General features: G+C 52.5%; 14 protein-coding genes. 2 read left to right on the forward strand and 12 right to left on the reverse strand.

Annotated features, from left to right (window positions below):
- Positions 1-2 precede the first annotated feature (2 nt).
- Positions 3-2783, forward strand: coding sequence for an exo-rhamnogalacturonan lyase family protein (locus EO763_RS00660; RefSeq protein WP_161527771.1), 2781 nt, complete (start codon positions 3-5; stop codon positions 2781-2783).
- Positions 2783-3511 carry a DUF6250 domain-containing protein gene (locus EO763_RS00665; protein ID WP_161527772.1) on the forward strand — a complete coding sequence of 243 codons (729 nt, stop codon included), beginning with the start codon at positions 2783-2785 and terminating at the stop codon, positions 3509-3511. The genes EO763_RS00660 and EO763_RS00665 overlap by 1 nt, the downstream gene beginning before the upstream one ends.
- Here EO763_RS00665 and EO763_RS00670 read toward each other — a convergent pair.
- From EO763_RS00670 to cpxP, 12 genes are all read right to left on the reverse strand, one after another.
- Positions 3498-4427 carry a LysR family transcriptional regulator gene (locus tag EO763_RS00670; protein WP_103862308.1) on the reverse strand — a complete coding sequence of 310 codons (930 nt, stop codon included), beginning with the start codon at positions 4425-4427 and terminating at the stop codon, positions 3498-3500. The genes EO763_RS00665 and EO763_RS00670 overlap by 14 nt on opposite strands.
- 458 nt (positions 4428-4885) lie before the next feature.
- Positions 4886-5848: a 6-phosphofructokinase gene (gene pfkA, locus EO763_RS00675; protein ID WP_039492012.1), complete on the reverse strand. Its 963-nt coding sequence runs from the start codon at positions 5846-5848 to the stop codon at positions 4886-4888.
- Between the two features lie 207 nt (positions 5849-6055).
- The gene (fieF, locus tag EO763_RS00680; protein ID WP_161530310.1) at positions 6056-6958 is read right to left on the reverse strand and encodes a CDF family cation-efflux transporter FieF; all 903 of its coding nucleotides are present in this window, start codon (positions 6956-6958) and stop codon (positions 6056-6058) included.
- Positions 6959-7019: 61 nt separating this feature from the next.
- Positions 7020-8207: a sugar transporter gene (locus tag EO763_RS00685; protein ID WP_161527773.1), complete on the reverse strand. Its 1188-nt coding sequence runs from the start codon at positions 8205-8207 to the stop codon at positions 7020-7022.
- Positions 8208-8499: 292 nt separating this feature from the next.
- Positions 8500-10572 carry an SWIM zinc finger family protein gene (locus tag EO763_RS00690; protein ID WP_161527774.1) on the reverse strand — a complete coding sequence of 691 codons (2073 nt, stop codon included), beginning with the start codon at positions 10570-10572 and terminating at the stop codon, positions 8500-8502.
- Positions 10569-11720, reverse strand: a complete 1152-nt coding sequence (locus EO763_RS00695; protein ID WP_039491892.1) for a VWA domain-containing protein — start codon at positions 11718-11720, stop codon at positions 10569-10571. The genes EO763_RS00690 and EO763_RS00695 overlap by 4 nt, the downstream gene beginning before the upstream one ends.
- Positions 11717-14278, reverse strand: coding sequence for a DUF5682 family protein (locus EO763_RS00700; protein WP_161527775.1), 2562 nt, complete (start codon positions 14276-14278; stop codon positions 11717-11719). Before EO763_RS00700 ends, EO763_RS00695 begins: the two co-directional genes overlap by 4 nt.
- Before the next feature lie 59 nt (positions 14279-14337).
- On the reverse strand, positions 14338-15447 hold the full coding sequence (locus EO763_RS00705; RefSeq protein ID WP_161527776.1) for an ATP-binding protein: 1110 nt from the start codon (positions 15445-15447) through the stop codon (positions 14338-14340).
- A 69-nt stretch (positions 15448-15516) separates the two neighbouring features.
- The gene (locus EO763_RS00710) at positions 15517-19260 is read right to left on the reverse strand and encodes a DUF4132 domain-containing protein (RefSeq protein ID WP_161527777.1); all 3744 of its coding nucleotides are present in this window, start codon (positions 19258-19260) and stop codon (positions 15517-15519) included.
- 259 nt (positions 19261-19519) lie between these two features.
- Positions 19520-19882 carry a type II toxin-antitoxin system HicB family antitoxin gene (locus tag EO763_RS00715; protein ID WP_039491883.1) on the reverse strand — a complete coding sequence of 121 codons (363 nt, stop codon included), beginning with the start codon at positions 19880-19882 and terminating at the stop codon, positions 19520-19522.
- Positions 19879-20154 carry a type II toxin-antitoxin system HicA family toxin gene (locus EO763_RS00720; protein WP_161527778.1) on the reverse strand — a complete coding sequence of 92 codons (276 nt, stop codon included), beginning with the start codon at positions 20152-20154 and terminating at the stop codon, positions 19879-19881. The genes EO763_RS00715 and EO763_RS00720 overlap by 4 nt, the downstream gene beginning before the upstream one ends.
- 236 nt (positions 20155-20390) lie before the next feature.
- On the reverse strand, positions 20391-20900 hold the full coding sequence (gene cpxP, locus EO763_RS00725) for a cell-envelope stress modulator CpxP (RefSeq protein ID WP_161527779.1): 510 nt from the start codon (positions 20898-20900) through the stop codon (positions 20391-20393).
- Between the last annotated feature and the right edge of the window lie 139 nt (positions 20901-21039).

Here is a 21039-nt window from a genome sequence, read left to right on the forward strand (position 1 = left end):
TCATGGACAAGATGACTTACTCACGCCGACGCTTCCTGCGCGACAGCACGCTGCTGGCGCTGTCGGCACCGTTCTGGACATCTGCGCACGCCGCCACGCCGCTTAGCCCAGCCTCGGCCTACGCTGGCGAATCGGCACCGCAGGTCGGCCTGCGCTGGCTAGATGGGCAGCGGCCTCTCGCTTTCACTGGCGTGACCTGGGGCGTCCCCTGGCCGCAGGGGACGGTACGCAACGGCAGTGGTTTCCAACTGCATGATGCGCAGCAGCGAGCTTATGACCTGCAAAGCTGGCCACTGGCTCGCTGGCCGGACGGATCGATTAAATGGTCGGCACATGCGCTGAGCGGCGACATCCCGCCGGAAGACGGGCTAACGCTGCGGCCGACAGCCAAAGCAGAGAAACCATTGGCTTCCGAGATGGTCAGCGAGCATGACCACGGCTGGACGGTGGATACCGGCCGCATTCGCTGCGTGATTCCACGCTCAGGCTCTCGCCTGATCGAAGAAATCTGGCGGGATAATCGGCTGGCATTAACCAACGGCCGGCTGGTGTTGCGCATGCAGCGCGGTGCGGAGGCGGATAGCACGCTGACGCAGGATGCCTATCAGGGCGTGCTCGACACCGTCACGGTGGAACAAAGCGGGCCACAGCGGACGGTGATTGCGCTACGCGGTACGCACCACGCGCAACAACAGGGGGGGGCGCGCCTCCCCTTTATTATCCGGCTGTATAGCTATGCGAACACCGACTCGCTACGCGTCATACACACCCTGATTTATGACAACGACGATGACCTTCTCAGCCTGAAAGGACTGGGGCTGGCGTTCGACGTTCCGCTACAGGGGGAACTGCACGATCGCCACGTACGCTTCGTTTCGGATCTGGGGGGGCTCTTTCGTGAAGCGGTACGCGGCCTGAGCGGGCTACGTCGCGATCCCGGCGCGGCGGTTATCGCGGCACAGTTGGCCGGGCAAGCCACGCCACCAATCGCAGATTTTTCACCGGAGGTCGGGAAACGGCTGGATTACATTCCCGCGTTCGGCAGCTACCGCCTGACGCAGCACCATCCCGACGGCTTCCAGATACACAAACGCACCGCGGCCGGACAGGGCTGGCTCCTTTCTGCCACGGGTGACCGGGCGGCAGGCGTCGGCTATCTGGGCACGCCAACCGGCGGCGTGGCATTCGGCCTGCGAAATTTCTGGCAGAGCTATCCCGCCAGTCTGGAAATCGACAATGCCCACACCGACGTGGCGACCGTCACGCTCTGGCTATGGTCGCCGTGGGCAGAACCGATGGATATGCGCTTTTATCATGACGGGTTGGGTCAGGATACCCATGAAAAACAGCGTGAAGGGCTGGCGATCACCTATGAAGATTACGAACCGGGTTTCGGTTCGGCGGTCGGCGTGGCACGCACCAGCGAACTGTTTATCGATGTGCTGCCCGCGACGCCTGACGCGGAAAATCTGGTGAATCGGGCGCGGCGCATGCAGCAACCGCCGCTGCTGGTCGCGGATGCACAGGATCTGCACCGCGCGCAGGCGTTTGGTCCACTCTGGGCTCCGGCTTCTTCCTCTGCCACAGCGCCCGGCCGCATCAGGCTGGAGAAACAGCTGGATGCGTATTTCGATATCTACCAGCAGGAAGTCGAACAGCGGAAATGGTACGGCTTCTGGGATTTCGGCGACGTCATGCATACCTATGACAGCGACCGCCACGTCTGGCGCTACGATGTGGGCGGCTATGCGTGGGACAACTCGGAACTCAGCACCGATCTGTGGCTCTGGTATTACTTCCTGCACAGCGGACGCGCCGAGGCGTTTCGTATGGCAGAAGCCATGACGCGCCACACGGGCGAAGTTGACGTACACCATTTGGGGCCATTTAGTCCGCTGGGGTCGCGGCATAATGTCCGTCACTGGGGCGACAGCGCCAAGCAATTGCGTATTTCTACCGTTGCCAACCGCCGCTTTCTCTACTATCTCACCGCTGATGAACGTATCGGTGACCTGATGGACGAACAGATCGAGGCACTGCGTACGCTCGGCACCGTGCTGCCCGGCCGCAAGATTGGGCAGACATCGCCCGCCGATCCGCATCACGTCAGCCTGAGTTTCGGGACGGACTGGGGCGCGGTAGCCGCCGCTTGGCTAACCGCCTGGGAGCGGCACGGCAATCCGGCAATGCGTGAACGCCTGCTGACCAGTATGCAAACCATTGCCGCCCAGCCGCACGGCTTTTTCACCGGCGGATCGGCTATCGACCCCGATACGGGCCGTATCGAGCTGGCTCCACCGGATCAGGTGGACATTTCACATTTGAGTGCGGTTTTTGGTCTGACAGAAATCTGTAGTGAGCTGGTTGAAGCGCTGCCCGATCGCGCCTTTACTCGCGCATGGCTCGACTACTGTCGGTTGTATAACGACCCCGTCGCGTTAAGCGCAGTCGTGGGTAAGACGGTGAAAAAGCTCAATCTGGCTCAGGGGCATGCCCGACTGACCGCCTTTGCCGCTCGACGGTTAAACGATCGCACGCTGGCGCAGCGCGCCTGGGCAGAATTTACCGCGGGCAGCGGTGGTATCGCCCATCCGACTCTCGAACAGCGGCGCTTAATGCACCCTACTGTGCTTTACCCAATCAACGAGGCGCTGATTGATTCCACCATCGATAAACATTCCGGCAGCACCGCAGCCGCCAATCTGGCGACCAATGCCGTCGCCCAGTGGGGATTAACGGCCATCGCCCTGCTGGCCTTGCTGGATGACATTCCCTCTTCTTAATGCCGCCACCCGGCGGCACGCTACAGGACATCACCATGACTGACCCAAGCTGTACTGAAAACACGCTCCTCCTGTCGCCGCAGGCAGACAGCACGCGTGAGATTATCGATTCGCCACACCGTTCAACGTTTATCTGGTCCACGGATTCAACGGGCCAGCCGCTACGCTGGCAGGTGGAACAGGAAGATCCTGACCGCACGGCGATCCAGACCACGTCTGAGCGCCTGACGCTGGAAAGCGCAGCCGGGCTGACGATCTGGCTGGATGCGCCGCTCTCAGGCACCTATCGCATCGCCTTCACACGCGAGGTTCTGGTTGCCGATCGTCCCTACGATCGCGTGTCTGACCTCAACCAATTCTGGGCCGCGCGTGACCTGCATCATTCGAACCTTTTTACCCGGTATGGCAAGCTCAACGAATATGACAGCCTGAATCTGTACTATGTCGGCATGGGCGGCAACTGGAACAGCACTACGCGTTTTCGCTATTACGACGGCCACGGCGAGCGCTTGCTGCTTGGTGAGTACACCGATGCCACACATCTGCTGCGGCCGAATCATCGCTATAGAATTGTGATTGAAGTGGATCGGCGGGAAACCCGTTTTTGGGTCGACGATGTGCTCTATTTTCATGCCAGCTATCCGAGCGCGCCCGTTCCGGGTTATTTCGGCTTTCGGACGGTCTTTTCGCGTCAGGAAATCAGCGAGTTCAGCATCACTCCGCTGTAAGCGCCACAGGTGTACCGTGCAGGTCGCTGTCGACCTGCACAAAAGTTTCAATCAGCTTGCGCGCCAGCAGAGATAGGCGAGCGTCCGCCAGATAAATAATGCCGTAATGGGTATAAAACTCGTCGGTATTGTCGTCCAGACCGGCAATCTTCAACATGTGAATGCCGTGCCGATCGGGCTCGTTGAAATGATTCGTCGTCCCGATGGCATCCGAATGGCGTACCACGTCCAGCAGACTGTAACCATTTTCACACTCAATGCTGGTGCGAATATCCAGTTTACCGCTCAGTTGTACCAGCGCACGGTGCAGGTTGGGGGGGCGGATCGTTGCCGCCAGCGGATAGGAAAAGAATTGCTCAACGGTAATTTCTTCCTGCGCCGCCAACGGATGCTCGCTACGGCAGCAAAATCCCCAGCGGTGCTGGCTCAGCGGCTGAACCCGATAGCGGGTATCGAATTCAAAGTTGCGCATATCCGCCACGATGAAATCCAGCTCTTCGGCCATCAGCCGATGGCCTAGCGCCTGCCAATTATCAACGCGAAAGACCATCCGCACCTTTGGATAATGTCGGGAGAAAGCCCCGATTACCTGCGGCATAAGCCAGGCGGCGGGGGCGGGGCCGCAGCCAAAATTCACTTCGCCTGCCTCTTTTTCATTGAACTGCTGGATATCATTGAACAGATCGTGCGTCTGGTTAATCAGGCGACGCGCGTGTTCTAGCACCACCAACCCTTTCGGCGTCGGCTCCAGTTGGTTCATGCGATCAATTAGACGGGTGCCGATGGTCTGCTCCAGCGACTGGATGCTGCGGCTGAAGGCAGATTGGGAAAGCTTCATCGCCTGTGCCGCCGACGTAAAATTACGATGCTCAATCAGGGCAATAAAGTGGCGCAGTTGGCGAAGATCGATATTCATAGCGGCAGTCAGCGTGTTATCAAGACGGAAGGAATGGGCAGGCTAGCAGGTCTGGTCACGCAGAAAAAATAATAAAACCGCTTTTTATATTCTTACCGGTTATATATGCAGCACGGTCTCTTATACGTCAATCCAGAGGCATCGCGGGTTTTGCCGTTATCCGGCGTAAAAAATTATGCTGAGGAGATAGCGGGCTTAGGATGAGCCGCAGGGACGCGGCTCAAGCTTGCGCCACGTAGGGAACGTGTCGCAAGCGGTCCGTTAAGCCAGATACCGACGAAGGCACCGCGTAGCGGCATAATTCGCGCCAAAAGCCAAGGGGTCACGGGGCGAGCGGCGCTTAAGCCGCCCCGTGTCGGGCGCGTGCTACGAGGTAGCATGAAAATAACGACATTACCGCGCACGAAACCGTCTCGGCGTCCGCATAAAATGGACTAAGAGACGGAGGATCAGATTTCTTAGAACAGTTTTTTCGCTGTATCCAGCCAGTCGCCTTTGAAAGGACGCTTCATGTTCTCAATCGCATCAACGATGTCGTGGTGCACCATTTTCTCATTCTGGATACCGACACAGCGGCCGCCGTAGCCCTGCTGTAGCAGCTCAATAGAGTAGGCGCCCATGCGCGAGGCCAGAATGCGGTCGTAGGCAACCGGCGAGCCGCCGCGCTGAATATGGCCGAGTACGGTCGCACGGGTTTCGCGTCCCGTTTCTTTCTCAATGTATTTCGCGAGTTCATCGACATCGCACACCAGTTCGGTGATCGCCACAATCGCGTGTTTCTTGCCTTTCTCAATGCCCGCTTTGATTTCACAGACCAGATCTTCTGGGCTGAATGGCACTTCCGGCAGAACGATGAACTCACAGCCGCCGGCAATCGCCGCCGCCAGCGTCAGGTCGCCGCAGTGGCGTCCCATCACTTCAACAATGGAAATACGCTGGTGGGAAGAAGAGGTATCGCGCAGGCGGTCAATCGCTTCCAGCACGGTTTCCAACGCAGTAAAGTAACCGATAGTGTAGTCCGTACCCGCGACGTCGTTATCGATCGTGCCAGGCAAGCCGATACAAGGGAAACCCATTTCAGTCAGACGCTTGGCACCCATATAGGAACCGTCACCGCCGATAACAACCAGCGCATCCAGACCGCGTTTCTTCATGTTTTCTACGCAGACCTGACGCACCGCTTCGTCACGGAACTGCGGGAAACGCGCAGAGCCCAGAAACGTGCCGCCACGGTTAATCACATCCGATACGCTGTAGCGATCCAACTGCGTCATACGATCTTCGTACAAGCCCTGATAGCCATCATAAATGCCGTAAACTTCTAACCCTTCCGATAGCGCAGCGCGAACCACACCTCGAATTGCGGCATTCATACCTGGTGCATCGCCACCGCTCGTCAACACTCCGATTCTTCTAATCATGACAACCTCTGGACTTGTAGATGTAATTTTGCAGGATTCTTCTATCGTAAATTCACCGCCGCTGTGAAACACGGCAGCAACGCCTTATTCTTTTATTAGCATATTATAACAAACACCCGAAGCTGAATTGATTCAGGTCAGGCTAAATTGTGCATAAATTTTCATGGCGTATCACGTTTTTAACATAAAATGCTGAAACCTAGCCGACTACGCCGTCAATCTGCCACGCTGATTTTCCGGCACGGCAGAAACCGGATCCTGATGGATAATAATATCGGCACCCGGAAACTGTTCACGTAATGCCTGCTCCAGATCGTCGGCGATTTGATGTGCCTGAACCAGCGGCAGGGCGTCATCCATTTCCAGATGCAGTTGAATAAAGCGCGTTGGGCCGGAACGTCGGGTACGCAACGCATGTGCGCCGCGAATGCCCGGCCAGTTCACAATCACCTCAGCAATAGCGCGATGCTCGTCCTCCGGCAGGGCGCGATCCAACAGCGATTGCACGGCGTCATACCCCATGCGTAACGCGCTATATAAAATATAGCCGCCAATCCCCAATGCAAACAGGGAGTCGGCGCGCGTAATGCCTTTCCAACTGAGCGCCAGCGCTACCAGAATCGCGCCGTTCATCAACAGATCGGACTGATAATGCAGCATGTCCGCACGCACCGCCTGACTGTGCGTACGCTTCACGACCCAGCGCTGGAACGATACCAGCAGTAGCGTAGCCGCCAGCGCAATGAACGTCACCCACATGCCCACTTCCGGCGCGTGCAGCGTCTGTGGCTCCAGAGAATGTTGCAGCCCCGTCAGGATCAGGAACAGCGCCGAGCCGGAGATAAACATACTCTGCGCCAGCGCAGCCAGCGATTCCGCCTTACCGTGGCCGAACGCATGCTCAGTATCCGCTGGTTGCAGCGAATAGCGCACCACCAGCAGGTTCACCAGCGACGCGGCGATATCCACCAGCGAATCAACCAGCGACGCCAGCAGGCTCACCGAGCCAGTGTGCCACCAGGCAAACACTTTCATTATGAACAGCACCAGCGCCACGGCCGTTGCGCTCACGGCGGCCAGCGTCACCAGACGTGCATAGTGTGGATTCATCATGCCCTCACGTAAGACGATGCCCTTACATACAATAACCAGCTCAGGTCGTCGCTTGTATTCAGTTCGTTAATGACGTTTTTAACACACGGGAATAGCGGACAAACGTAAAAATACAGCACACTGTCGCCAGTATCGCCATCGCCGCGCCAATAAAGCCGATGTCAGGCAAACCCAAATGGACAATCACCTGATTGCCCAGCAGCGCACCGCCGCCGATCCCAATGTTATAAATTCCCGAATAGAGCGCCATTGCTACGTCGGTGGCATCCGACGCCAGCGTCAACACCTTGACCTGCATGCCCAGGCTCAGCGCCATAATGGCGATACCCCAGACGATACACAGCGTCGACAGGCTCCAGCCGCTGAATGACAAAGGCAGCAAGAGCAGTAAACACACCGCCAGAAACGCGAACGAGACAATCAGGAAGCCCGCCGGATATTTGCTGCTGTAGCGGCTGAAAAGCATGCTGCCAATGATGCCAGCACCGCCAAAAACCAGTAGCAAGATGGTGGTGAAATTTTCACTCAACAGCGCCACTTTCTGGATAAACGGCTCGATGTAACTGTAGGCGGTAAAATGCGCCGTTACGATCATGACCGTCAGGCCATACACGCACAGTAGCGCCGGGCGTTTAAGCAGGAGAGGCAAGCTTTTCAGCGAGCCGGAATTGCTGCTCGGCAACACAGGCAAGAGCTTCATCAGACCCAGCATAATCGCCGCAGCAACAAGGCCGATAAGGACAAACGTCACGCGCCAGCCCAGATACTGCCCGACCACACGCCCCAGCGGTAACCCTAGCACCAGCGCCAGCGCCGTGCCGGTCGCCAGCAAGCTTAATGCCTGCGCTTTTTTGTCCGCTGGTGCCAGACGCACCACCAACGATGCCGTAATTGACCAGAATACCGCGTGAGCCAGCGCTACGCCGATACGGGCGATGACCAGCACCCAATAGTTCCAGGCCAGACCGGACAACACATTGCTGACGGCGAACAGGATAAAGATTTTGATCAGCAGGCTGCGTCGTTCCATATCGCTGGACATCAGCATGCAGGGCAGCGACATCAGCCCAACCACCCAAGCGTAAATCGTGATGATCAGCCCGACCTGCGCGGCGCTCATGGAAAAGCTGGCAGCGATGTCTGACAACAGCGCGACAGGGGCAAATTCAGCGGTGTTAAAAATGAATGCCGCCAGAGAAAGGCTGACAACGCGTAACCAGGCGGTCGAACGGGAAGAACGGGTCATGGTATTGATATCAAAAGTTAAAATAAAAGAATGCGCCCCCTGTCGTGGCAGAGGCTAACGCGATGAAGCAATGGTACAGGGAAAGTATGACATCACCGTGTAATCGGCGAGCGGCCAAGGGTGTTTCAGCGTGCTTTTATGAGGATGTCAGCCAAAAGCCTGAAGACAGGTAAGGGAACATTCATGAGCATCATTTTTGGTGCTCATATTCTACGCTTTACTACTCCCTTACGCTGCCTTTTTCGTGCCCTTCTTACTCCGCCTCTATCCTGTTCTCTGTCAGGAAAGGGCGCTACGCAGATGACGATTGGCGTAACACGATCGGCAACCCGTTTTGAAAACGCTGAAGCCTGTCGCAAAGAAAGACGATCTGCAGCAGGCTCTCCACTTCCGGCTGGGGTTGCGCTAAATAGTGCGACAATGCGTTTTCAACGAGCGTTAAGCCCAGCTCATTGGCCGTTTTCATGCTGTGTTGTAACTGCTCTCTTTGCGTTGAGGTTAAATGCCGACGTCCGGTGCAGGCCTGCGCGTCCAGCACATCAAGAATCGGGTGACAAACCCGCTGTGCCAGCGTGGGCAAGGGACGCTGCACCGTTTTGTGCCGCTTTCTCTCCGCAAATAGCGTTTGAATATAGCTAATAAAACTGGGCACGGTTTTCTTGGTCTTGATGGTCTGAAAATCTAAACAAAACGCGGTCACCGCGCTGCCATCACTCACCAGAAGAGAATAGGGCTGGAGATCAATGTCATTCCCACGGCGACGGGGCTGAACCAGCACTGCTACAATCGCCCACTTTTGCTGAGTGGCCTGTTTGAGCCTGTCTATGCGCTGATGCTGCGTTTTTTCCCAGTTTAGGCTCAGATACAGCGCATTATCCGCGTCATCAAAGACCGGCCAGACCACACGCTGCTCCACCTCATTCCAGACGACAGATTCATAGCGGTTTACATGCAGCAGCAGAGGCTGTGGGTAATCCTGATTCTCTTGCTCAAAATAGTGAAACAGCTGCGACCAGTCGGCAATGCCGCACGTCGATTTACACTGCGCATAGGCGACGGCAGGCCACGGCGAGCCCTCAAGATTCGCGTAACTGTCACCGCCTGCGGCCAATTTCCCATCGTCAGAAAAACGCGGGTGGTGCAGCGTAAAGGGAGCGCGCATGATGTGTTCGCCCAGCTGTTTCCACATGGCCTGCCCCTGCCATACGCCCTGCTGACTAAACGTCACATCATGGTAATCAGCCCGCGCTTGCGTACAGTGCACTAATTGCTGGTTTTCACTGTCCCAAAATGAAAAGGTGGCACCACGCGCACCGCCTTCGGTGACCCACCACTGCGCGCCCAATGGCACAAGTGATAAGGTTTCCAGCTGTTGTTGATACTGCCGCCGTACCTGCCCGCGCAGATGCAGCAAGCGCTCAGGCGTCGCCTGCTCAAGCTGGTATAGATACGCCGACAGACGGGCAATGAACAGCAGCACATCACGCTCTTCCAGACTGTAATGCCTGTCCGCTAATAGACTGACCTGTCCGCTCACATTGCGCAGGTAGCCCGCCAGCCGGGGGAGTCCTTCCGCACGCGCGGACATATTCAGCAAGTGAAGCTGTCGCGCACTGCTTTTACTGATATGCGACAGCCCCTGATTCATGATGTCCTGGATAAACGCATTAAGCGTAGCAATCAGCGTACGTTCATCGGCATGGAGCGCCCGCACCTGCGTTTCCTGAGCCAGACAATCCGCTGGCCACGGCCAGACGCGCTGATTGGCGGCAAAGAGGCAGGCAATAGCAGCAAGATGCAAGGCTGGCTGCTTCTCCCGCAAGAAATCCGACAACATGCCAGCAAATCCCGCCCCAGCCAGATAGATAACGGGGCTTTCCAGCGTTGGCAGGTGAATTTTAAGCTGGTTGGATAGCGATTCCGTCCTCACCGATTCTTCCGCCCATATCTGAACAAATCGCGCGGCATGCCGCGTTTGCCCTTTGCCGACCTGCTTCATTAACGCATCAGGATCAAGCTGTAAGATCTCGGCGATCACGTCTATCGGCTGTGCCGTGGCTTCCTCAGATGGGGCCGTGGTCTGCTCCGCACCGCAATCAGCATGGGCTTGTAACCACAGCACCGCCGCCAAAATGTGCTTACAGCAGCCCGAGGCTGGACAATCGCACCGCGCGGTTTGTATTCCCTGCGCATTCAGCACCACCTGCTGACCATCGCTGACAAAATGCCCTTCTTGCTCAGTATCGGTCACCAACGCTACCTTATCGCCAGCCAGATCTTTTTTTGCCCGGCGCAGCAAGCCGACATTCGCAAAAACGCTCAGCGCATCGTCATCATAATTCAGATAAAGGGATTGCCAGCTCATCGCATCACCTCCGCCAGCCATTGCGCAAAGTGCTCCGGCGTCAGCGCCGCAACATGCATGCCGCGGTCGGCCAATTTTTGCCCGATTGCGGTGTCGTATACCGGCTGTGCGGCATCATCAAGCGCCGCAAGTCCTAACAGCGTGATCTGCTGACTGTGCATGCGCTGCACGCAACTGAGCAGGCGATTCAGCGCGCCCCCTTCTTCAAAATCGCTGATTAACGTCACGATGGTGCGTTTCGGGTTTTGTACTTGCTGTTCGCAGTACTGCATGGCCTTCGCAATATTCGTCCCGCCCCCCAATTGCACCGTCATCAGCACGTCAACCGGATCGTGGGCAAGATGCGACAAATCAACCACCTGTGTATCAAATACAATCAGTGAAACCCGTACCGCAGGCAATGCCGCCAGAATGCTGGCGCAGACCGCCGCGTACATCACCGAACTGGACATCGAAGCGCTTTGGTCGACGCACAAAATGACATCCCACGGCATATGCCGCTGCATGCGTGAATTAAAATGCGGTGTTTCAATGACCAGCCGATTCTTCTCACGATCAAAATGCTTAAGATTGGCTGCAATCGTGGCACGCCAGTCGAAATTTTGACTGCTGGGAATCGGTGAACGTCGGAATCGATTACGGCGACCGGTGAGCGCATTCGTAAACGTCGGCCTCAGCGTGCGTAATATCTCATCGACCACCTTGCGAATAATGTCGCGCACCGCTTCACGCGTTTCTTCATTCATCCGTCCACGTAAACTCAATAACGCCTTAGCGAGCGCGGGCGTGGGTTCCATCGCTTGCAGAGCCTGCGGGTCGTTGAATAAATGCGAGATTTCATAGCGTTCAATCGCTTGCGACTGCATTCGTTCAAACGTGCTGCTGGGGAACAATTTACGCGCCTGATTGAGCCAGTTAACCGCCGTCAGTTGAGACTGATCCAAAGAGCCGTGCCGTCCTCCTTCCTGCTTAAGCCCACGACGCTGATATTCACGGCGATAGAGATAATCCAGAGTACGCTCAACTTTCAGGTCGTGTGCGTCAAAGGCCGCTTTACCTAATGCCTCGTCGGCATAGTGGCCCAGAATCAATCGCCAGCGTTTGCCGTTTTTTTCTTTATCATCAGACTGCGGATCTTGTGCACTCATCGGGCTGCACCCTTCTCTTTTTCATACCATGACAGTAAATCGTTTTCCGCCAGCTGCTGTTTCAGCTTTTGGTTTAACTGCATCGTCTGGAGCATCTCCTGCTCCGTGAAATCCGTTTGCCAAAGATGCATTTCCGGCTCAGAGAAACCACATTGTTCAGCGATATAGTTCGCTAACGTCGCATTCTGTTTCGGTGTGAGTTGGCTGAAGGCAAAGCGCAGGTCGGGCAACACATGCAGAAAACGATCATCATCCCACTGCGACATCAGCGCGTTTAACTTATCGACCAAACGCGGCGTTTTGATAATGAGCTCAGGGGCAGCGCGCATTAACCCCACAAAATAGCGAACCGCCTGCTCAGGATCGCTACCCTGACTAAAGACGTTCGATAGATGGTCATCAAGCGTTTGCTCATCAATGTCATCACCGAGATAGCGCAGCGCATCAACCGCCCCTTTTAACAAAGGCACGTCCTGTAACGCTGGGGCGATCTGCTGCAATTGGTGGTAAAAATCGCGGCTGGCGGTACTGGAGGGATCGAGCGTAGGCATAAATTCAATCAGCTCACGCAAGGCAAGCAATGCGGTAAAATGCTCTTCCTGCTGTGACTCATCGCCCGCGGTGATGGTCGGTAAGCAAAACAACGTCTGTGGAACCAGCTTAAACAGCAACTGAGTTAACTCAGGCTGATTGCGTAAGCCAAGAAAATCACGCCCGCGCCAGAGATGAATCAGGCTATGCCCGCATTCCACGAGCGAACTTAACCGAAAATCATTGTGTATATCGTCATGCAATAAACGGAATAGCCCAGCGACACGCGACGGTAATCCCAACAGCGCCGCCTGAATCAGCACACGCACTGCATTCTTGCTCGACCGATTCTGCCCCTGTTCCTCTAGCTGCTTTTCCAAATAGAGTAATTTATCGATGGCAATCGCTTCGAGCTGGCTTCCCTTCTCCGAGAGCGTAATCAATCGCCCTTCGATCGACGGTGTCCACGCATAGTGCCACTCTTCAAATAGCAGGTCGAGATTGTGGCCGCTCAAAAAATCAGGGCCATTACTGCGCGTTGCAAAACCCACTTCAAGGAAGCTCAACAGATGAAGAAAGCGGCTGCGGGCACGATGCTGCGGGTTGCGATAGATATCCAAACGGCTCAGTTTGACGAGCGTGTCATCAAGTTTAAAGCGATGATATTTCGCTAATCGATAGGTTTCATCAACCAGCGGAGGTGTTGCACTGCCTGCTGGGATTTGCCCTAACGCATGACCGGAAAACGCCTTTTTGATCTCAAGCCACAGATCGCTTTGCGCATCATCAATGCTGCCTTTGATAAAACTACTTTGTAGCCCATCCAGCAGGTCATAACGACCAGGGCCTTCATGCCCGCGCAATGCCGCTAAGCGAACACTCTGCTCTACCGCATTTTTTACCGTGATATAGCTGGGGGGATCGTCAAAAGATTTAGCGCGGAGCAAGCTGGCAACCTCAGACAAAAAACGCATCCCCATGTTATTGCGGTGTTCCTGAGTCGTGAGCGCTCGCCCCGTTTCCGCCAGCCGATCGTCCCGCTGCGCCATGAGCATGTGCCAGCTTCGCTGATAGTACGCGGGCGCAGGCATGCCGGAGGCATACCCATTGAGCGCATCTAATCGGTCAAAGCTGTAGCGGATTAGCCACGCACTGTCGTTTTCCGCCTGCTTCAGCTGTTTTTGGTACAGCTTCTTCGCAGCATCCGTGAAGGCATTGAACGATTGAGCGTCGTGAGACAGCCCTTCGAGCAGCGCCAGCGAATGAAAACCCCCAGTCACGACCAGAATTTTCCCTGTAGGATGTTCAGCACGAACCTGCATGATAGCGGCGAGCATATGCGCCTCACGCTGTGCAGATCCCTCCGCTTCCAAAACCTGAGGCTCATAGTCCAGTCGTGCCAACGCACACCAGACTAACGTATCGCGGAAAAGCTGTTGCCAGTCGGTCAGCGCCTCAATCGAACGTAATTCAAATAAATGCTCCCACAAGTCATCGTGATCGCGGCAATAGCATTTTTTTGCGAGTGCCGAAATGAACTGGCTGTGGGCGAGATAACGCTCCGCTTGCAGGCTCTGGCTGACGTCATTCTGACGTTCCTCAATCGCGATTTGCTCAACCCACGGCAAATCAATAAAGCGCAGCGTCGCGTTGTGACGATGCCCCGCGTGCAGCGCAACCCATTCGGGCGAATAGTCACAAAAAGGGAAAAAAGCGCTGCGCGTGGTCGCTTGCGGCGTTTCGCCCTCTTGCGGCTCGCGGGCTTGAAAATCAGCCTGCCCCATCACCGCGATAGGGGGCTTCGCGTCAGGGTGAAGCAAATCGGGTAACAGGTGATTAAAACTGACCGGTGCCTCAATCAGAATATGATCGGGCTGGATACCATCAATCAATGACAGCAGGCCGTAGGCACAAGCTGGGCTATGGTGGCGAACCGGCGCAAAATAGACCTGCTGCGATTGCAAAAAATCCCATGTTGCCAGCGCCTGTTCCATCCGTGCGGGCAATACGATGTTCGAAAAACTCACCAGCGCGTTTCCTCATGAAAAAGTGTCCGTGAAATCATCAACAACAATTGGCCACGGCCTTACTTCCAAAACTGTCGTGAGGCATCATAAAACGCTTTCCAGTCATCGCTGCTTTTGGCCCTTTCTCGCGCCACGTTATCAACGTAGTAGCGCATACGTTTTGCATCGTCAGGATTATCTTTTAATACCACACCAATAATCTGGCGGGCGATGGCGCCCGCATTCAGCGTGCTATCGCCCAGATAATGCGCCTCAAGCGCGGAGGCATAGGCAATGTTGACCGCTTCCGCACTCGACATCACCGCATCTGGCGTTTTGATGCTGCCGCCGTCGCGCGTATTGCCCGAGCGCAGTTCCTGAAATGTGGTCACCAGCAGTTCAATGACGCTCGGTGGCACGGTGACAAGCGCGGCCAGATCGCCCAATTCACGCGTAAGCTGCGTTTGAATAAGCGCAATTTCGAATTCAGGGTCTTGAATCGGCCTCACGGTTTCAAAGTTAAAGCGCCGTTTTAATGCGGCTGACATTTCATGTACGCCGCGATCGCGCAAGTTCGCCGTGCCGATCAGGTTAAAACCGGGCTTGGCACTGATCCGCCCTTGCTCACCCATTTCAGGAATCATCAGCTGTTTTTCAGACATCAAAGAGACTAGGACATCTTGTATTTCCGGTGGGCAGCGGGTGATTTCCTCAAAACGGACAATCCTGCCCTGCATCATCCCCTGATAGAGCGGTGAACCGATAAGCGCGCGCTCGGTGGGGCCTTCGGCAAGCAGCAGCGCATAGTTCCATGAATACTTGATGTGGTCTTCCGTCGTTCCCGCCGTGCCTTGAATGGTCAGGCCGGAATCTCCCGATATTGCCGCCGCAAACAGCTCAGACAGCATGGATTTTGCGGTTCCGGGCTCGCCAACCAGCATCAATCCCTGTTTCCCCAGCAGCGTCACAATCGCCCGATCGACCAGCGCGTTATCGCCAAAAAATTTCGCGGAAATAGCTAAGGCATCGTCACCGAGAATAAACTGGCGTACCGCACGGGGTGAACGCAGCCAACCCTGCGGCTTCGGGTTATTTTCGTCCGCTTTGGTCAGGCGTACTAATTCATCAGCAAAGCGGATTTCAGCATGTTGACGAAGCACATTGCTGGCTGTCTGTGAGTGTTTTTCCATGTTCGTGTCTCTGTTCGCCACAAAATAATGAACGAAGCCAGCACAAGATGTACTGGCTCCATAAGCGGATTACCAAGGCGTTTTGCTTTCCCAGTCGGCATCGTATCCCGAGCAGGCCTGTGCGACTTTCAGGTAATCGGCATAGCTTTCTGCCAGTAAAATAGGCGGAACGTCCCGTAATGTCAGATTGTTGCGATCCCAATAATTTTGCTGATTTTTCTCAAAGCTCAAATCAAACAAAACCGCTGGAATATTTTCTTCTGGCACGTAGCTACCGCTAAACCCAATATTGACGTACAAGTTCAAGCTACTGAAATGCTTGTAATAATGGCTAAACGACCCGCCATCTTCCGCTGGCGCACGCTGGTATCCCATCTTGGTTAAGACGCCGCGCAGCGTGAACGTATCGGTCAACCACCCTTTTTTATCCTCAATTTCAACCAATTTACTCTCGAGTGCGGGCAGCGTGTTCACCATCTGCGAGAACAAGAACGTCACTTTATAATCGTTAAAATGCGCAAGCCAGGCCTCACGCGTCTCGTTATCGACAATCGCGGCATGTGCAAGCTGAATCACCGTACCGCTTGATAATTCAACCTCATCATCCTCAAGATTAATTAAGCAACCGTCATCCGTTGGCCTGAAGGTATTGAGCACCTGCTCATCCTTCACTTCTTGCCACACCAGACGCTCGATCAACGGACGCATCACGGGATGGCTCATGATGTAAGTCTGCCAGTCCTCACTCGACCATTGGCGCTGAGCACACATCGATTCATACAAGCGTGCAGTTTGCAGATCGATCACCTGTTTTAGCTCTTGTTTACTTGATGAGAATAGCTTTTTCGCTTCTTTTATCTGCTCTTCGTTATCCGTTTTACGCGCCGCAGGCAGGGCTTTAATCTCTTTGCCTTCTGGGTTCAGCAGCACTAATTTCTGCTTGCTGTCCATGCGTGCGGTAAAGGTCCGCTCACCGTATTCCAGCACCAGCGTGCCCGTTTCATCCAACCCCGCCGTAGGGATCGTGCGGTCGGCCAACTCATCGGCACTCCAGCCATTGCGGTCGGCAATCTCTTTGACTAGCTCACGCGCCTTTCCCTGAATCGCCGCGGTACGGTAGCGGCGTGAAAGGGAGAGCAACAATTGGATAATAAGCGGATCGTCGCTAATCGCCATCGCGCTGATCATCGCTTCGATCTGTGAACGACGCTGATAATGGTCACGCGTGTAATTGCGTAATGCAGAGACGGCAACATGGCCTTCGATATGGCTAATCAACGCCAACATACCTTTCTCGGTGATGGCAGAGCCTAAATAGCGCCGTAAGACTTCATTCTTTATTTCTTCTGTCGTCTGCTCCAGCGTGTAAGTCTCATATTTTTGGTAATACTCAGGGTAAAGTTCAAGATAACGTTGATAGCTTTTTAAGCGTCCCGGTGCATCCTTATGCGCTTCCAGCATCGCTTCTTCCAGTGACGGATTTTTTACATCCTGCGTGATGAAGGAATGTAAAACAAAATGGCCCAGCTTCTGCTGGCTCTCTTTGGCTAATAACCCGACATAGCGTTGCAATAACGTGTTACCTGCGGGCATTTTTAATTTCACCGCCAGAATGATCCACCATTTGATAATGTCGGCATCGACGGCCTTGCCGTTTTCCCATTTCAATGGCGGTATCGCGTTATAGTCAAACCAGCTCATGCTCGCGGGAGGGCTTGTCTTCAACCCCTTTAATGCTTCTTCACGCAAGATTTTTTCTGACAAATAGGAAGAAATATCCTCACCAAACTTCTCTAACGCCGCCAGCAATGCAGCACGGACGGTTTCTCTCTTCTCTTTTTTTAACAACGCATAAAGCGGCGCGATGCTGTCTTTATGTTTTATCCGCGCAAGCCATTCGATCGTGGTAATACGGATTTCTTGTTTCGCGGAATGTAGGCTTTCCTGTGCATTCACATGTACGTTCGGCAATTTTTCAAGCAGTTGCTGTGCACTGATGCGAAACGTTTTATTTTCGCCTAATGCCAGCTCCATAATCCGTGGAATAAACTGTACAGGAATGGCAGGATATTTACCGAGCAGCTCAAAGGCATGGCTTAATTCAAATTTTCTATATTGGCTATCGCTCTTATTAGGCAATAAGCCTAACGCTTCGGAAATATAATCAGGATAGAGAGAGAAAAATGGCCAGAGTTGCTCCGATTTAGAAAAGATCTTCAGCCCATTATGATAAGTCTCTAAACAGAGCGCAGCGACTACTCGTGCGGGTTCACGGCAGGCTAATTTTTGTAAAACATCTTCAAGCTGACGTAATTCTAATGTCGCAATAATATGAAATGGAATTTCACTTTCCATTTGATATGAATTTAAACTGAGGTTGTTTTTTTTATTATTTGAAATAATCCTCATAGCATGATAAAGCGTAAAATCAGGAAGATTTCTAATGCGCTTTTTATATTGAATAATACTAATATCTTCTTTAGACAGACGAACATCGTCAGTATTCAATACGTCGATCAAGGTACGGCAGTGTTCGACGGTGATTTTTTGGAATTCTTTATAATATTTTTGTGCCCATGTATATTTATTCAGGCTCGATACATTCTCAGCTATCTCTTTTTCAGCACTGACTCGTGCTTTTTCCAGCATCTCGATAAAATTTTCGACAAGAATATCTCTTGCGCTTTCAGGCAGCGGCGTATCAACAAGCAACGTTAGCTCAGGTAATTCAGGAAATTCAATATCTTGTGCCGTATCGACAACGTCAAAACGCGTCATCGCACTCTCAATATTTTTTATGACGGCTTTACTTTTTTCTAGCTGCAAGGCGCGTTCTAAAATCGCTTTATTTTCACCCTGACGAGCAAAAAGATCGGCAGCCAGAGATCGCTGTTTTGGCGTTCCGTTAAACAGAATATCGCTTAAATGGGCTTTAACATCGTCAGCAGGAAGAATGTTTAGAAGCGGCTCAGCTTCAACACGTACCGTTTTTTTTTGATCTATTGCCAACTTAACAATCACATCTGAGAACAAAACGCGCAGTGTTTCCCGCTCGGACAAATACTTCAGAAACTGAACCAACCCAGATGCAGAAAGTTTTTCAACCAATGTTGTGCGAACAAACTGCGCATGATGCTCAATGTATATCTGTAAATCAGGAAGTTCAAAGAAAATACTTAGTCCTGAATTATAGTATTCTGATATTTCTTTTCTATCAAAAATAACAAATAAAATATTCTCACCTGCATCATGACTCTGCTCATTGGCAATCAGTTCAGTAAGAAGTTGAATGCTCCAGCCAGCACGATGCGTTAATTTCATTTTCTCATTGGATGTGCTTTTTAACGTAGTGGACAGCGCATCACAGAGTAAATAAATCATCCAGCTTGGCACTTCATTGGTTATCAGTTTTACATTTTTACCCTGACATGCCGCAGCCAATACCTTCGCGAAACGTACCGTTTGTTCGTTCGTTAACTCTTTACCTACCATGGAATAGAGTTTATAGCGCGAATTTCTCGCTTGCCTTATTATTTTATTATATTCGCTGGAGTTAAAATGGTTATTCTGAACATACCACCAATCAAGCGTCCCAGGCTTATCCAGAAGCACGATCGTTTTACTGGCATCCAGCTGATTTAGAGCATAAAGAACCTCAGGTTCAGTACCTGTCATGACATAGTGAAATAGTTTTTTTGGCAAAACTTTATCAAGTTCTGCAAGCGGCAAGAGAGATTCTTGCAGCAGTTTCTCTGTTGACGTTACTTCTTTATCGCCAAAAATGGATAAAAGATCGAATAATTTCTTTGTCATGCCAGCGCCTAATTATGTATAGATAAACAGTACTTTTTTAGCATGATTTGTGATTATTCTCAATTTTAAAAATCATATTTTTTTACAAATTTTAGTTTCGCTTATTGTGACTTATATAGTGAATAAATCCAATTTATTTGAATCTTATCCAAAATTTTAGATGAAAATAGAATTGGTTGAAAATATAGCAACATTAATGAAAACATCAGAAATTACGTGACTATTTTCAGATAAAAAAACCCGCCGAAGCGGGATATTGTCAAGCCTGTTTCAGGTGTTCGCTAAGCGTTTCAACAATAAACGTATTCACTGAAATTTGACGTTCAGCGGCCGCAATGGTCAATCGTTCCCCGAATGATTCAGGGTAACGGAGGGTGAATGTTTTCACCTTCTCTTCACGCTCGTAAGGTTCAATGCCATTTTCCTGACAGTCTTCCAGATATTCGCGTAGCGAAATTTCACCCTCGCTTCTCAAGCCATTAATACTGTCGGCAACAAAATCACAGTAGCCAGATAAACCAATAAACTTGCCACGAAACATACCCATTTCCGGTACGTAACTGATAATGGCCGGTTGTCCAGAAATAACCATCGTATTTGGTGTGTTGAGTGCTTTCGTCATGGTTTTACTCCTATACTTTCCAGCCATTCACGCAGGCTAACCAGTGCACCTTTATCAGTATCCGGTGACGGATGAGGACGATGGAATCGGGCGATACTCCCGTTCAATAAAAATCGCACTCGTGACCCGCTACCTTCCTTAATTTCACCGCCTAACGCAGTAACGAGTGACTCAATACTCGACCATTTAACACCTGAAAGTACTGGTGTTTTGAAAATTTGGTTCAGCGTTTCCCGCTGCTTCTTTCGTAGGCTGGCTATTTTTCCCCGCATGACCGATTCCATGATGTCATTTACTGAAGTCAGTATAGACACCGCCAATATGAAGTCAAATGATGAAGTCAAAGCACGCTATCTGCTTTAAAAAAAACCAAAAAAAACCCTCCATCATGGAGGGCAAAAAGACAGGGATGGTGTCTATGGCAAGGAAAAACAGGGTGTGTACCTACTACACATTACTACTCGGACTGCACTATATTTCCTACAGACTACTTACTACACTAGCGCTACTACTCAGAATTACTTGTCGTGCCTGGTGCTGGCACGCCCATCTGGTTAAACATGGATATCTGCTGCTGCATCTCTTTCATGCGTTGCTTATGCTTCAGCTCTAGTATCTCTTTCTGCGCTGGCGTCAGCAGGTTATACATTTGGTTGCGCACTCGGGTCATCTGAATCTGACGCTCAAGCTGCACACTCATCATTCGGGTTATCTGCGCTCGCACCGCCGCTTCATCAAACGTTTCTGCCGTCACCAACTTATGCATGGCTTTAACATCTTCGGCATTAAACGCCGGTTTGTCCTGACGACTCTGGTGCATCAAATCACGCATTTGCTGACGCTGTTGCTCAGTCAGCCTCACGCCATCGAACATACCTTGCTGGCTGGGTGCGCCCTTTGTGGCGGAATCATCGATATGCCAGCCGCTCTCCGGGGTGTCTCCACTTTCTGCTGCAAAGGCGGTAAAAGTGCCTAACATAAGCAGTGAAGCAAGAGATAAGGTTGCGAACTGTTGCATCAATAACTCTCCAGAGCGGTACGTCATTTTGTGAATCAATGAGCAGGAGTCTACGCATCTTGCTGCAAACATGCGTCAGAGGATGTAAAACTACGTAAAGTCATGGAATAGCGCTAATCTATGTCGTATTTTGCCCTTG

The sequence above is a fragment of the Pectobacterium odoriferum genome (assembly GCF_009931295.1).
Taxonomy (GTDB): domain Bacteria; phylum Pseudomonadota; class Gammaproteobacteria; order Enterobacterales; family Enterobacteriaceae; genus Pectobacterium; species Pectobacterium odoriferum.